13 protein-coding genes are annotated in these 15,650 nt (G+C 45.5%); 5 read left to right on the forward strand and 8 right to left on the reverse strand.

Annotated elements, in window-relative coordinates; all coding sequences use genetic code 11:
- Positions 1–317: 317 nt before the first annotated feature.
- The 7 genes from M3191_RS00685 to M3191_RS00715 all read right to left on the reverse strand — a co-directional run bounded on the left by M3191_RS00685 (position 318) and on the right by M3191_RS00715 (position 9,351).
- Positions 318–3,281 (reverse strand): S-layer homology domain-containing protein, encoded by a 2,964-nt coding sequence (locus M3191_RS00685; RefSeq protein WP_251697531.1) that lies wholly within the window; start codon positions 3,279–3,281, stop codon positions 318–320.
- A 297-nt stretch (positions 3,282–3,578) separates the two neighbouring features.
- A complete protein-coding gene (locus M3191_RS00690) occupies positions 3,579–4,349 on the reverse strand; it encodes an ABC transporter ATP-binding protein (RefSeq protein WP_251697532.1) in 771 nt (256 codons plus the stop codon).
- On the reverse strand, positions 4,339–5,322 hold the full coding sequence (locus tag M3191_RS00695; RefSeq protein ID WP_251698050.1) for a FecCD family ABC transporter permease: 984 nt from the start codon (positions 5,320–5,322) through the stop codon (positions 4,339–4,341). The genes M3191_RS00690 and M3191_RS00695 overlap by 11 nt, the downstream gene beginning before the upstream one ends.
- A gap of 23 nt (positions 5,323–5,345) precedes the next feature.
- Entirely contained in the window at positions 5,346–6,227 is an 882-nt protein-coding gene (gene isdE, locus M3191_RS00700; protein ID WP_251697533.1) for a heme ABC transporter substrate-binding protein IsdE, read from the reverse strand.
- Positions 6,228–6,242: 15 nt separating this feature from the next.
- A complete protein-coding gene (locus M3191_RS00705; RefSeq protein WP_251697534.1) occupies positions 6,243–7,181 on the reverse strand; it encodes an NEAT domain-containing protein in 939 nt (312 codons plus the stop codon).
- 74 nt (positions 7,182–7,255) lie between these two features.
- Positions 7,256–8,749, reverse strand: coding sequence for an NEAT domain-containing protein (locus M3191_RS00710; protein WP_251697535.1), 1,494 nt, complete (start codon positions 8,747–8,749; stop codon positions 7,256–7,258).
- A 17-nt stretch (positions 8,750–8,766) separates the two neighbouring features.
- Positions 8,767–9,351: an NEAT domain-containing protein gene (locus tag M3191_RS00715; protein WP_251697536.1), complete on the reverse strand. Its 585-nt coding sequence runs from the start codon at positions 9,349–9,351 to the stop codon at positions 8,767–8,769.
- Positions 9,352–9,881: 530 nt separating this feature from the next.
- Between M3191_RS00715 and M3191_RS00720 the strand changes: the two genes are divergently transcribed.
- The 5 genes from M3191_RS00720 (at position 9,882) to M3191_RS00740 (ending at position 14,871) form a co-directional block, all read left to right on the forward strand.
- Positions 9,882–10,502, forward strand: coding sequence for a GerAB/ArcD/ProY family transporter (locus M3191_RS00720; RefSeq protein WP_251697537.1), 621 nt, complete (start codon positions 9,882–9,884; stop codon positions 10,500–10,502).
- 233 nt (positions 10,503–10,735) lie between these two features.
- A complete protein-coding gene (locus tag M3191_RS00725; protein WP_251697538.1) occupies positions 10,736–10,969 on the forward strand; it encodes a hypothetical protein in 234 nt (77 codons plus the stop codon).
- Positions 10,970–10,996: 27 nt separating this feature from the next.
- Positions 10,997–12,457, forward strand: coding sequence for a spore germination protein (locus tag M3191_RS00730; RefSeq protein WP_251697539.1), 1,461 nt, complete (start codon positions 10,997–10,999; stop codon positions 12,455–12,457).
- Positions 12,450–13,604, forward strand: a complete 1,155-nt coding sequence (locus M3191_RS00735; RefSeq protein ID WP_251697540.1) for a Ger(x)C family spore germination protein — start codon at positions 12,450–12,452, stop codon at positions 13,602–13,604. The genes M3191_RS00730 and M3191_RS00735 overlap by 8 nt, the downstream gene beginning before the upstream one ends.
- 397 nt (positions 13,605–14,001) lie before the next feature.
- Complete coding sequence (locus M3191_RS00740; RefSeq protein ID WP_251697541.1) at positions 14,002–14,871, forward strand: YitT family protein; 870 nt, start codon at positions 14,002–14,004, stop codon at positions 14,869–14,871.
- A 180-nt stretch (positions 14,872–15,051) separates the two neighbouring features.
- Here M3191_RS00740 and M3191_RS00745 read toward each other — a convergent pair whose 3' ends face one another.
- A complete protein-coding gene (locus tag M3191_RS00745) occupies positions 15,052–15,540 on the reverse strand; it encodes a hypothetical protein (protein ID WP_251697542.1) in 489 nt (162 codons plus the stop codon).
- Between the last annotated feature and the right edge of the window lie 110 nt (positions 15,541–15,650).

Below are 15,650 nucleotides of genomic sequence, written 5' to 3' on the forward strand. Positions count from 1 at the left end.
GTTCTCTAGAAGTGCCTGTGTAAGACACACTTATGACAATTCAATAGTAGGTATATAAATGCATGAGAAAGCTGACCAATAATTGATATGGTCAGCTTTCTCTTTTGTAATTATACAATTGTGGTGTATTAACTGAATTGTTTCGGTACCTGTGTAAGAAACATTTATGACTATTCATCCTTATGTGTATAAATACTAAAGGAAGCCAACCAGATATTGATATGGTGGGCTTCCTGGTTTTTATTATGCAATAGTAGTGTATTGACTGAATAGTGTGCTGCACAGGCACCGGAATGGGCACCGGAATGGCACCGTAATTAATTCACTCTTATTTCCTGATTAAAGATGGCTTGGTTTCCTTGATAGTCCTGAACCGGTGAAGTTGGGTCGTAGATGAGAGAGATTTTTAGGTCATATACATAATTCGAGTTTAAATTTGGAGTGATGCTGTTGTATAAACCTTCTTTATATGTTTTATTATCCACTACGTCAATGATAACGTCCCTGTCATCGTATCCTAAAGTTCGGCCTGTATCTAAGTAAATTACATCTTTAATTCCGCCATTATAATAAACGTCATTTGCAACTGAAGCTCGGATGCCTACAACATAAGTATTGGCTTCTGTATTGGATGGAGCGACTGATGCTATTGAACTGGAATTCAAAGTTTGTCCATTAATAGTGATAGCGAGATCGTTAACATCCAACGAACGGATTACTTGGCTAAACCCTAAAATAATTGTATTGCCGTTATAACCAATTGTTGCTGAATTAAGCTCAGGCTGCACTCCGCTTATGAACGTCACATTTCCTACACCTGGAGATGCAAGTGTGTTTCCGGCGTTATCTCGGATATTATTGACCGTAAACAGCGCAGCTTTGGTCTCCGAGATGCCCGAAGATGGTACATGAATGACTACAACTACAGATGTTGCCCGGTCTACTGTCCCCGTGATTGTTGTCGTAACATATGAACCGACCGGCAGCGCCTTTCCATCCCACGTATAGTTATTGATATCTTGGATAGTTGCTAAGTTCACACCGCTATCCGCGTCAGTTACTGTATAAGTCGCCACTTGTTCTCCGCTATAAGCGTCTTTCAGTAGACCGTTTGTGACAAGTCCCACAACTGGTCGAATACCGTCATACGAAGTGGCGTTTTCAACGACAAATGATTGATTAATAATTGCATTCGGATTCGGGATGCCTGCTTTGTCCCGGACCGTATTGGCAGGCAAGCGTAATTGATATGTTCCATTTTGCAATGGCTCATTAATTGTGAGTGTGTTATTTGCAATTACAGCATTTTGGTACTGTCCATTATAGAAAAGTGTGATATCCCTTGCCACACCCGTCTTTTGATCAATCAAAGTGATTCTATTATTACTGCCCATCTGAATATCTTCCGTAAAACTCGCAACTATTTTGCCATCTTTATGCTCAATTGCCGTGAATGAAGGTGCAGTCGTGTCTCTTGTTAGAGTAACATTCGCTGAATAAAGGGCCGCATTGTTGCCAACTGTATCCTTTACGTCAGCATCGATAAAGAGGACGGCATTATAGGAATTCTGGTGAACCATACCCGTCCCAGTCAGGACAACGTTTTTTGCATCCTTACCTGCTTCCGCCTTCAGGTTCATGACTGCGCCATTCGATTGCACAAGACGCGCTTTTCCATTGAATGAAGAGATGTTCATCTCTTTGTCATACGTCACTTCCACCTGGTTTTCGCCAATCACCTTGACATCTTTGACAGATGGAGCCACTGTATCAGCAGTAATCGTCACAGTCGCTTCCACCGGATTTGGAGATACTATGTTATTTTTATAGTCTTTCACATTCAATAACTTAATCGTCGCTGTCGTTCCAGCCGCTACCTGTTTACTCGAAGTGACGTTCAAACGGTTCGGATTGGATGGATCATTCGAAACGGTTGCGATTGTATCATTCACATAAGCGATGACGCCCGAAGCGCTGACAGGTTCGTCAAACAACAATGAAAATGAGTTTGTCGAAGTTTTGGCGGTTGAGGAACCTGAAACGAATTTCGGTGCCACATCATCTTTTGCCTTAAGAATGTCGGTATATTCCTCGAATTTCCCATTAGCTACTGCTTGAATGCCATCAGTCGTTTTAACTGCGTATTCTCCATCAAAGATCCATTGGCATGTAATCGTCAATGTTTTGCCGTCTTCAGATAAAGAACCGTTGAGTTTCCCAGGATTTGCGGTTGAACCGGAAATCATTGTAAATGTAATATTACGAACGTTTCCGGAAGCATCCAACACTGTCGATTTCGCGACTGGCGTTGCAAATTTCACTTCCACTTGTTTCGCGTTAATCGCCTTTACGTCAGTGACAAAGCGGTCATCCGCAGCATAGTCGAATGTGATGGCGAGCGTTTTTTCCGCTGTCGCATCACCTTTTGTAATCGTCACGACGTAGTTTCCTGCCGATTTCCCTTGCTCAGCTTTCACTGTGATGCCCTTTTCGGTAATCAAAGCCGCTGCATATTTCTGCACAGCTGCGAGTTTATTCTCATCTGAAGCCAAAGGTCCTTTTGAAACAGTGACGGCACCCGCTTTTAATTGAGCGACAGCTGCATCCACTGCCACCTGATCCTCGTCCACTTTCGGAACAGCGAACGCTTCACTTCGGAAGACGAATGAAGCCATTTGGCCGCGTGTTACGAGAGCATTCGGAGAAAATGTCGAAGGTGTCGTACCTGTTGTAATTTCATGCGCATAGAGCGACCGGACAAATTCGATATGCCATTGCTTGCTGTTTATATCGCTGAATGGAAGACGAACGGATGGCATCTCCTCTAAGCTAAAGCCAAGTACGATGATTTTTGCCATCTGTGCCCTCGTCAGACTATCATTCGGCCTGAATGTATTGTCTTCATAGCCTGAAATGATTCCCTCTTCAACAAGAGCAGCAATGTAGTTGTAATTAGGGTTAGTCTTGCTAATATCCTTAAAACCGGGATCACTGACGTTTTTCGTATCTAATTCAAGCACCATAGCCAAAAGCTTGGCCGCATCCTGCCGCGTAATGTTCTGACCCGGCTTGAACGTGCCATCCGAGTACCCGCTGATCATTCCAGCCGCCGAATACTTCATAACCGCCTCATAAAAATGATGACTCGGAATATCCCTTACATCCGAAAATGACGGTGTCTCCGCCTTCGCCATTCCAGGTGCAACCGCCACTACCCCCGACACCGCAACCGTTGCCGCCAAAGCCGCTGTAAACATCTTTGCTCTCCTAATCTTCTTCATCTCCACGCCCCCAATTTATGTTGAATAAAGTATGTATCTGGTACATTTTCTCACATTCTGCCAAGCTAGTTAGCTACTACTAGTATAAGTCAGTTGGAAAATTCATGCAATCTAGAATTGAATTGTGCGGAAATTGTGTCGGTGCCTGTGCATGGTGCATTTATGACAATTCGGCTGAATGAATGAAAATGCAAAGGGAAGCTGGCCATTGATTACAATGACAAGCTTCCCTCTTCTTGAATATACAATTGTAGTGAATAAGCAGAATTGTGTGCTGCACAGGCACCGGTTTGGAGCTTAGATCCCCACCGGTACAATGTACGTCCCCGCATCCTTGTCGTGTTTAACGACGACGTTGACGCCGTAGATGTCGCGGATCAGGTCGGCTGTGATGATGTCTTCCGGTTTGCCTTTGGCGGCGATGCGGCCGTCTTTCATGACGATGATGACGTCGCTGTATTTGATGGCTTGGTTGATGTCGTGGAGCACCATGACGATGGAGATGCCGTGCTGTTTATTCAAACTGCGAATGAGTTCCAATAGCTCATATTGATAGAAGATATCCAAGTATGTTGTCGGTTCGTCCAAAAACAGATACGGCGTCTTTTGAGTGAGCGCCATGGCGATCCAGACGCGCTGCATTTGGCCTCCGGATAGACTGTCGATCGGCATGCTCCGCTTGTCCAGCAGATTTGTGCTTGCGAGCGCCCATTCGATCGCTTCTTCGTCCTCATCCGTCGTAGAAGAAAAGAAGTTCTTATAAGGAATCCGCCCGTACGCCGTCAGCTTCTCCACCGTCATATCAGAAGGCGCATTGTTTTGTTGGTGGACAACGGCAAGCCTCTTCGCTAACTCCTTCGGCTTAAAATCACCCAACGACTTTCCATCCAACAACACAGCCCCATTTTGCGGCTGATAATGATTCGACAGGACGCCGAGCAACGTTGATTTCCCGCACCCATTCGGCCCAATTATCGTCGTCACTTTGCCGATTTCGATCGTACTGTCGATCCCGCGCAGCGTATCTCTCTTCTTGTCATATGAAAATGTGACTTCCTTAATGTCCATAAATTCGATCACTCTTTCTCAGCAAGAATATGAGGAACGGCCCGCCGATCACTGCCATGATGATGGAAGCAGGAATTTCATTCGGCGCGATCAAAGTCCTTCCAAGCGTATCCGCCACTAAAATCAACAGCGCACCTGCCAAAGCGGAAAACGGGATCAACACTTTATGATCATTGCCGACAAGCGTCCTTCCGATATGCGGCACTAACAACCCAACGAACGCGAACATGCCCGCCACCGTCGTTGCAATCGAAGCCAATAAAACCGCAATAATTGAAATGACAAACCTCGCCAGATTAACATTCACGCCCAAGCTTTTCGCTGTCCGGTCCTCAAGCGATAAATAATTGCACCATCTAGTTACGAAAAACGACAGCACCAATCCGATCGATCCGTAAAGCGCGACCACTTCCACTTCGCTCCATTTTTTCATCGTCAGCGTCGAAGTCGTCACTTGGCTCATCGACTGCGTCAAACCGCCTCCGCTGAACCCGATTGCCTGCCCGAGTCCAGTGAACAGCGCGTTGACCGCAATCCCGATAAGAATCATCCGCAACGGATCCAAGCCCGACTTCCACGATAATGAATAAACAAGGAAAAACGCCAGCGCACCGCCGATAAACGCAAACAGCGGCACGAAAAAGAACAACGTCGGGAACATCGCAATCACCAAAACAGACATGAAACTCGCACCCGCCGAAACCCCGATGATTCCAGGGTCCGCCAACGGGTTGCGCATGACCGCCTGCAACAAAACGCCCGCCACCGACAAAGCAGCTCCCGCGAATACCGCAATTAAAATCCGCGGCAACCGCAAGTCTTTAATGATGGCGACATCGTCATTCGTTCTCGTCAACAGCCCGTGAATCAACTCGAAAGGCGTCACCGAAATGCTGCCCGTCAATGCAGATTGGACGAAAACGATTGCCAACAATAGCGCTACGACTATGAAACTGATGGTTTTCCGATTGATTCCCGACATGATTTTACCTGCCTTCATTTCTCTTCATGCAACATCTTCAGTAACTCATCCAGCGCTTCCGCCGCGGCCAAATTGCCCGTCGTCCCGAACAGCGTCTCTTCCAAATCATAGACGCGCCCGTTCTTCACCGCATCAAAATGCTTCCACACATCATTCGAACGAAATTCCTCATCGAACATCTGAATCACCTGCTCAGGCATACCGTGTGCCGCCCGCAAAATGACGTCAGGATTCGTCTGCTGCAAGTATTCCGTATTGGATGAAATGAACTCGACATCCTCGCCCGTAATGACATTGACGCCGCCAGCCCGCTTCACAAGATCCCCGATGTACGACTGCTCCGTCGCTACTAAATAACTTCCCGGAATCCCCATGAGAATCAACACGGATGGCTTCTCTTTCCCTTCAATCGCCTTCTCGATTAAAGCCGCCTTCTCCTCGAATCGTGCAACAATCGCTTCCGCCTTCTCCATCCGATCATACTTTTCACCGATCTTCAATATTTCTTCGTGCATCGCGTCGATGCTTTCGAGGTTTGCATACGTCATATCGATCCCGCGGTCATCAAACATTTCTTGCAAGTCATATTTCAACGTTGTCACCGAAAAAACTTCAGTCGGCTTCAACGACAGCAGCATCTCCATGTCGGGAATCATCGGGTTGCCCACTTCTTTCGCATCCGCATAACGTTCCGGCAATTCCTTATAACTCGAAGGAACGCCAACCAAGTCAATATCAAGCGCGTCCATGATCTCCGTCAGCGCGACCGTCGTTGCAACAACCCGATCGCCGTCCTGCTCACCGATTTGCTCATTCGCATTATTCCCGGCAATCGCTGAACAGCCGGCAAGCATGACACTTGCCAACAAGCCGAAAAGGCTGATCGCTTTTTTCATTCCAGCACAACTCCCTTATTTTCGAGCTCGTTTCCTTGCTAGAGCCACAACGACTGCGGCGCCAATGATTGCACCAATTACGATGATGACAATCAAAAATGTATTCGAGGTTTTTTCTTTTTCATCCTTGACCTCTTCCATTGCAACTTCTTCGACAACTTCTTCTGCCGCTTCGTCGTTTTCATCCAATGCAACGTCCGTGTCAGCTTCTTCTGACAGCTCGTCTTCTATTGCCGTTTCGTCTTCTTCAGTCTTCGCTTCCTCGGATTTCGTTCCGGATTGCTCCGTTTTATCTGTTTCTGTTTCAATCACAGTCAACTTCTCATCTTTTTTCGTTACACTCTCAGTCGTTTTGGCTGCCTCGGTTTTATTCGCGACAGGCTTCTGGACAGGTTTTTGTTCAGTCTTTTGAACCGGCTTCACTTCCGTCTTCTTCGGTGTTACCGGTTTCGTTTCTTTCGCCGGAGGAGGAGTCGCTGCCGGTTTTGCGACCGGAGGGGCCGGGATGGAAGATGTATTGAAATTGAAGCGGATATCGTATTTATTATCGTAATCAAAGCCTGGGATGCCCGTCACGATGATATGGATTTTGGCATTGACGAGCTGTTTCAAATCAGAAACGGTAAAACGCACGACACGCTGATCTCCGGATTGACTCACCACTTGCACGTCCGAGTAGCTTCCGCCATTTTGGACTTTGAAATATTGCCACCACGAGCTGTTTTTCAATGTGACCGTCACCGTAGCTTTATCGTTCACCATCTGCACTTTCGCCGGACTCACCATATAATCCGCCGTTGTCGACACCTCATTGCCAGTATCCTTCAGCACGGTGAACGGTACGGAGTATTCCCCGTCAGCAAACGTTGCAGCCTCCGCTTTCAACGGCATGACTGGAAGGAAAAGCGCCGCGACCAATGCAATCGACATAGCAACAATAAGATTTCTTTTCATTTTAAACTCCTTCGCTCCACACACAACGCCGGCTGTCACATAAAGCGTGACGCCGGCATCCGTGCGAAGATTATTTATTTGATAGTTTCAAGCATGTTGTAAACCATTTTCGTTGCGTGTGCACGAGTTGCGTTCACTTTGGGGGCAAACACTTTTTTGCCTTTCACAACATCGCCGTCAATGATGCCAAGGCCGACTGCCAATTGGACAGCGTCTTTCGCATAGCTGCTGATGGCAGCTGCATCCGCGAACGTAACAGTTGTTTCAACGTCTTTTAGTGCTGACGCATCTTTATATTCGATTGCACGGATAATCATCGCAGCCATTTGCTGACGAGTGATTGCCGCATTCGGGTTGAATTTCCCTGCGTCACCTTGGATGACTCCAGCACGGTTCGCCGCTTCCACTTCGAACACGAAGCCTTCCATATCTTTCGTCAAGTCAGAGAATGTACCTTGGAATTCTTGTTTTTCAAGTCCCAATGCGCGAGCGATAATTAATGCAAACTGCGCTCTCGTAACTTTATCGTTCGGTGCAAATGTTTCAGGAGATTTCCCTCTAACGATTTGCTTTGCAGCAAGTGCTTCGATATAAGGTTTCGCCCATGTTTTGTCGATATCTTTGAATGAAACCGTTACTTCCTCTTCAGGTTGTTCCGGTGTTTCAGGAGTTTCAGCTGCTATCGGCTCCACGCTGTCTTGGTCGAATGCAAGACGAATTGTATGGTTGCCAGTGTGGTTCGCAGATGCAACGAAAACTGTCACTTTCGCGTTCATGATTTTTGCGAAATCTGCCGCTTCAAATGAAACAACGCGGTTGTTCGCTTCTTCATCAACACTTACAACAGTCGCATCAACGAATTCGCCAGCTTGTTCAACTTGGAACTCAGTGATTTGCTCGTTGTTCGTCAATGTAAGTGTTACGACTTGCTTGCCGTCTTTCACAGACAAAGCTGCTGGTGTTTCGATAAAGCGCGCCATGCCTGGAGATTCCTTTTCCTCTGTAGCATGCAGCACTTTGAAGCCGATCGTGTAATCGCCGTCTTTAATTGCTGTCGGTGCTTCAGGAGTTTCCGGTGTTTTCGGAGTCTCTTCTTCGTCTTCAGCAGGAACTTCGCTTGCGTCGAATTGGAAACGGATGTGGTGTGTTTGATCATATTCTCCAAGTCCAGGAATGCCTGTCACGATAATATGCGCTTTTGCATTCACTATTTTTTCAACATCTTTTAATTCAAACTTCACAAGACGCGTCTGTTTTTCAGCGTTCTCGCTCACAACTTCAGCGTCTATAAACTTGTCGCCATCTTGGATTAACAATGACTGCCAATATTGGCTATCCAATAGCGTTATGTAAACGAACGACTTGCCGTCTTCCACTTTTACTTCCGCAGGACTTTTCACGAATTGGCCTGCCGTAGATACTTCGTCTTTTTCTTCATGCAACACTTTGAACGGAAGCTCGTACGTTGCCTCCTGCGTTGCAGCCACTTCAGCAGCTGCTGGAAGTGATGGCATTGCCGTAAAGATCAGCAACATTGCTGTGAATAAAACCAGTAAACTCTTCTTCATTATAGTAATCTCCTCTTCTACTTATTCGACCGGTTCGATCGGAACATCCGCATAGCAGCAAAGATTCCCACTGCAATAACGAATACGGTCGCAATCCAAAACCAAATTGTACTTCCATTGCTGACAGAGTCGATCCACTCCTGGTCCGTGTCCTGCAATGAATCTGCATCTACTGCAACACGCACGGTGTACGCATGATCATACGGAATCTCCAACTCGTCGATCACCACATGCATCTTCACTGGAAAAGGATCGGCCAACTTGCCGTCCACATTCAGTTCGATGACACGCGTGTCCGCCACTTCATCCTCCGCAACGACCTTTGCATCCGCAAAACCATCGTCGCTATGTACCTGTAACTCTTGAACCCATTTGCTATGATTCAATGTCAACTGCAAAACCTGCTCGCCGCCATCAACCTTGAGCAACGCCGGCTTCTCAAAATAATCATTCGCAATCGACACCGAGTCCGAATCACCTTGCAGCAGTTCATACTCCACCGCATATACGCCGTCAGACAACGATTCCGCACCTATAGGCACAGAAGCAATCGCCCACAACAGCAAAACAGCACCTACCAAAGGCGCCACCCGTCTCTTCATGCAAACTCCTCTCCCACTAGTGAGAACTGTTATCAATTATTCCACTACTATCATAGGCCATCATCCACTAGTTTGAAAGCCCCTCCACCAATATTCACACATTGTTCACAGAGAAACGAATGAATTGTGTCAGCGCCTCTTTTGCGGTGCCTATTTGCGGTGCTTTTTGCGGTGCCTGTGCATGGTGCAATTATGACAATTCAATAGAAGCAATAAATATACAATGGAGCGTCAACCAAACCCTTTAATAGCAGACTTCACATTTCCTCAATATGCAATTGTAGTGAATAGACAAAATTGTGTCGGTGCCTGTGCAAGGTACATTTATGACAATTCAACAGAAGTTATGTAAATACATAAAGAAACCAGGTAAACATTGATGCAACGAGCTTTCTTCCTAAGACTTATGCAATTGTAGTGAATAAACTGAATTGTCCTTTGCACAGGCACCGTATTTGAAGGTCACTTGCTTATAATCATCTTCATTCGTGTCAAGACTGGGCAATATTATGAGGGCGGGAGTTTTGGGTATGGAGAGGGTCGGGTCAATTAGTATTTTGCATGTGATTTTATTGTCAATGACGGTCATTGGTCTGAAGAATCATGTGACCATTCTGCCGCCGTTATTGATTCATGCGGGTCGTGACGGATGGATATCCGTGTTCATTGCCGCAGTTGCAATGGTGCCTTGGCTATTTCTGCTCGTCTACATTCATCGCAGTTCTCAGCAGGCTTCCCTCGGCGATTGGCTGCTTCCTAAAATCGGTAAAGTCCCGACCGCCATTTTCCGGTATGTCACGGCATTTTTCCTTCTGCTAATGGCCGTCTTTACGATGGCAGAGACTTTGCAGTGGATCAAATCGACTTTTTTACCCGAGTCGCCGTTAGTTCTTATGATTCTCATCTACTCAATACTATGCATTTTCCTTGCGTCTACAAATTTGCAGACGATTGTCATGGTCAACGTGGTTGTTCTATTTTGGGTCGTCATCCTCGGCTTTTTTGTAGCATTCACGAATATACAAGTGAAAAATTATTCGTTACTGAGACCGTTCGTTGAACACGGATTTGAACCTGTCATTTCAACATTGGTCTACCGGCATCCGGTTATATTGAACTTCTATTGTTCCTATTCATCCAACAAAATGTGAAAGGCCGGTTTCGCTGGTATCATTATGCAATTATGCTCTTCATCCTGCACAGTTTGACGATGGGTCCGCTCATCGGAGCCATTACAGAGTTCGGTCCAGACGAAGCGGCTAAGCAAAGGTAGCCCGCTTATGAGGAGTGGGGGCTCGTTTCCATAGGGCGTTTCATTGAGCATCTAGACTTTTTCTCCATATACCAATGGCTTACTGGCACCTTCGTACGTGTGTCCTTCATTTTGTATGTCGTCTCGGATTTATTGCAACTGAGAGGCGACCGCAAACGTATTTGGAAAATCATCGGACCAGCGTTCTTCTTCATGTCCTTGTCGTTATTTCTAATGGAAGATCATATTTTCCTGAAACTTAAAGGGGACTATTTCTTAATTGCTACGTTCATCTTCCTGCTCTTGCTGACGTTATTTCTAACAATCTCTGCATTACTCAAAAGAAGTGCGGCAAAAGAAATGTAAAACTTAAACAGAAGATGGTGAAGTGCAATGCAATCGTCTGATCACGAGATGGACATCACATCTTTACGGGCGTTATTTCAGAAGTCTGCAGACGTTCAGTTTCAAAGTTATACGTTCAATGGCCATGCCGTCACGTTTGTCACATGCGATGCGATGATTGACCAACAACTGTTGAATGAAGTCATCGTGCCCCGTGTCCGACATTTCATCGGCACTTTGGAGAACGAGCCACTGGAAACGGCGATTGAATCGCAATTGCACATCCCGGATTTGAAAGCGGGAAATGATTTGGAAACAGTCATTCACCTCGTCTATTCCGGGCATGTCTTATTGTTTTTTGAGGATTCCGGATTTATTTACACGAGCAATATCACTAAAAAACCGAATCGAAACCCCGAGGAAACACGGTTAGAGGTGCCTGTGAAAGGACCTCGTGACAACTTCATCGAAGACGTGTCCGTTAATATCGCATTGATTCGCAAAAGGCTGCCGACAAACTCATTATGCGTCGAGAAATTCGAATTAGGGAAACGCTCCAAAACGACTGTAGCTCTATTGTATTTCGATGACATTGCGAGCAAAAAGATACTGGACGGCATTAGAAGACAACTGAATGAAACAGATACCGACATCGTTTTCAACCCTACCCTTCTGATGGAAAGTGCGAATAAAAGCTCAAAGCTTTTTCCGAGGGTCGATTACACGGGACGACCTGATACCGCCATCCAGTCGCTTGTAAGAGGCCGATTCCTCATTTTTGTTGATGGGGCGGCGTATTGTGTCATCTTGCCTGTCAACTTGTTTCTGCTCGTAAAGACAGGGGAGGATAATGATACACCCGTCATTTACGGCTCAATCGAGCGTTTGCTGCGCGTCTTCGGATTGTCCATCGGCTTGACGCTGCCCGCATTTTGGCTTGCATTGACGACCTATCACCAAGATCAGCTGCCGGTCCATTTATTAGCGACCGTTGTCCAAGCGAATACTGGTCTTCCATTCCCTTCAGTCATTGAGATGCTGCTTATGCTGCTCATGTTTGAACTGTTTCGCGAAGCCGGCTTGCGACTGCCTACTGCTCTAGGCGGGACAATCGGCGTTGTCGGCGGATTGATCATCGGAGATGCAGCCATTCGGGCAGGGATTACAAGTCCCGCAATGATTGTCGTCATCGCTATTTCTACAATCGCGACATTCACATTGGTCAACCAATCGGTAGTGACCGCAATTAGTGTATTGCGTGTTTGTTTCATCCTCCTTACAGCAATTTTAGGGTTGTTCGGTCTTCTCATGTCCGTCTTCATTACACTTGTTTACTTATCCAGCATCCGGACGTTCGGCGTTCCTTACATGAACATTGCAACTGACTTAAGCTTTAAGACAGTCATGCAATCGCTCTTCCGGCTTCCTCATAAATCATACAAAGAGCGGCCGAATATGTTGAATCCGACAGACCCAACACGCACGAAGGAGAGAGATCAGGATGAATAAAAAGATGGTCGCCCTCCTGCTGCTATTGCTTGCGACGCTCCCCTTATCAGGCTGCTGGGATAATAATGAACCTGAGAGGATGTTATATCTCAATGGAATCGGCATCGACTACAAGGATGGCCGATATGAACTGTACGCCCAAATCATCAATTTCGCCAACACCGCAAAATCCGAACAGCCTACAAGCGATGAAACTTCACAAGCAGAAGTCGGTCATGCCTCGGGGATGTCGCTAGATGAAGCTGTCTTCGAGTTATACCATTCCGTCGATCAAAAAGTGAATTGGGGCCATTTATCATACTTGGTCTTCTCAGAAGAAGCACTGCAACAGGTGAAGTTAAGCCCGGTCCTCGATATTTTCATCCGTTACAGGGAAACGCGTTATCAAATTTGGTTATACGCCACAAAAGACCCAGTTGAGGAAGTGCTCTTAATAAGGCCCGTTGTTAATAAAGCCATTATCTTGTCAAAGCTAGGGGATCCACGCAACTCCTTCGAACAAGAATCATTCATTAAACCGGCAAGCATTCGTGAAGTTTTGATCAATATGAATGAACCAAATCATGAAACGCTGATCCCGTTCATAACAATTGCGGAAAACTGGAAATCAATAAAAGAAACGATCAAAGCCCCCGTCATTTCCGGTGCAGCCATCGTTTCCCCGGATGATTTCAAAGGGTTCATCACTGGAGAGAAAGCAGGGGGAATCCGATGGATGACGAACGACACGAAGAGGTCCAATCTAACAGTCCGAACGGAAAATGGCAATTTCATCTCCGTCGTCTTGGAAAATATCAAAGTGAAAATCAATCCTGTCATGATCAAAGGAGAAGCAAAGTTCGACATTGACATATACGCAGACGGGATAATTGACATCATCACCGAAACGATAAAACCGGCAGAAATTGAGAAGTTAGTGAAAGAAATTGTGAAAGAACAAATTGCCACTACCTATGAGGAAGCATTAAAAATGGATGCCGACATCTACCGGCTTTCCGAGCAACTGTATCGAAAGAACGTAAAAGAATGGAAACGACTGCAAAAAGACGGCAAAATCGAATTGGCCGAGGACTCCATTCGAAACATCAACATCACCATCGGCAAACTCTCCTCCAACAAAAAAACATTCGAACGAACAGTAGAATAACTGGATGTGTTCGTTCAGCCGGTGCCTCTAGCCGGTGCCTGTGCATGATACATTTATGACAATTCAATCAGATTTATATAAATACAACGGGAAGCTATTCAAATGTCTATTTGATCAGCTTCCCCTTTTACATTTATGCAATTGTAGTGAGTAAACTGAATTGTTCCGGTGCCTGTGCAAGGTGCATTTATGACAATTCAACTAAATTTATAAATATACAAAAATTAATTACTAAACACTAATTTTATTAGCTTTTCATTTTTCTTTTAATCAATTGTAGTGAATAAACTGAATTGAATGCTGCACAGGCACCAATTCTCCCCCAGGGAACATGAACTGGCAACGTGCTGAAGATAAGTGTAGAATAGAAAAAAATGCATAAAAAGAGGAACAACATATGCCTAAAACTCAACAAAAAACACCTGTATGGAAATTGTTTGCTCGCGGCGCCATGGTTATGCTCGGTGCCCTCATTGCCGCATACGGATTAGAATCTGTACTCATTCCGAACAAGGTATCTGATGGAGGCGTGACAGGTCTAAGTATCGTCGGGTCGGAATTATTCGGCTTTCCACTAGGACTTCTCATAGCGATTTTGAATATCCCTTTTGTCTTTTTAGGCTATAAACAAATCGGGAAAAGCTTTGCCATCTATTCTGTACTCGGAATTGCTACACTGGCGGTCAGCACGAGCCTAATGCATCATGTGCCAATAATCATTCACGGAGATACGTTATTAATAACAGTTGTGGGCGGAATTATCCTCGGTTTCGGAATGGGATTAGCGTTGCGGAACGGCGGCGCTCTTGACGGAATTGATATGTTAGCCGTCTTGCTTTCCCGGAGGATGCCGTTCGGAACAAGTGATTTGATCCTGTTTTTGAACGTCTTCGTTTTCGCCGTCGTTTCGATTGTTTTCGGACTTCAAGGAGCTTTCTTATCCGCAATTGCTTACTACATCGCCACTAAAGTGATCAGCATTGTTGAAGAAGGACTTAGCGGTTCTAAAATGTATAAGATTATTACGAGCGAACCTGAAGGTATGGTCGAAACGATTCGTGATCGTTTAGGCCGCAGTTCGACTTATAGTATCGTTCAAGGCGCGTATTCCAATGAAGAATTCAGGGAAATTACATGCATTATCAACCGGCTCGAAGATAGCAAGATGAAGGAAATTATCCTTGAAATTGATCCGTCAGCGTTTGTCACTGTTTACGAAGTCGCCGAAGTCCGAGGCGGAAGTTTCACAAAGCGGAATATCCATTAACAAATTGTGTGAGAATTGTGCGGGTGCCTGTGCATGGTGCATTTATGACAATTCAAAGAGATTCATATAAATTCAAAGGGAAGCTGATCAAAGATTGAACTGATCAGCTTCCCTTAATTTGTTTATGCAATTGTAGTTAATAAACTGAATAGTGTGCTGCACAGGCACCGAAAAAAGGCATTAACAAAGCACAATCACTTTTTGTGGAGTTGTTTGGGCGGGAATGCTGCGGGTTGTAGTGCTATAAATGACAATCAGCTCTCGATTTGCTGGACTGCCCGCAAATGACTGGCCATTTTCAAGTAAAATCGGCGTGTTTCGATTTAGGTTCAATTTCAAACTTCCGTCGCTGCTCACTAAATTCCGATCAAAGAAATCCACTTTCACAAACTGGCCGGATCTCTCCTTCGCCATGACAATCGTCCGATATTGCGGTGGATAAATAAAAGGGGTCGGTGCATTCGCATCATAAAAACCCGTTACAATATCTCCGACCTCCACTAAAACGTGATCGACAAAATAAGTGCCCGGCTCGATGACAAAATTGACGATGGAGCCTTCCCGATCAGCGACCATAAATAGTTTATAGCAACCAGATCCTTGATCATCTTGCTGTATCGAAAAATCACTAATCTCCATTACTCTGCCCGTAAAGAATCTGAAATTCATTCGCATACCTCCATTGGATCACGCTCGTCATATAGACTATGCAACGAGTGAATTGGGTGTTCAGCTTTTCACAAGCCAACCGTTTCCATAGGACTAGGCACAGCGGTTTG

The organism is Sporosarcina luteola (genome assembly GCF_023715535.1).
GTDB classification, from domain to species: Bacteria; Bacillota; Bacilli; order Bacillales_A; family Planococcaceae; genus Sporosarcina; species Sporosarcina luteola_B.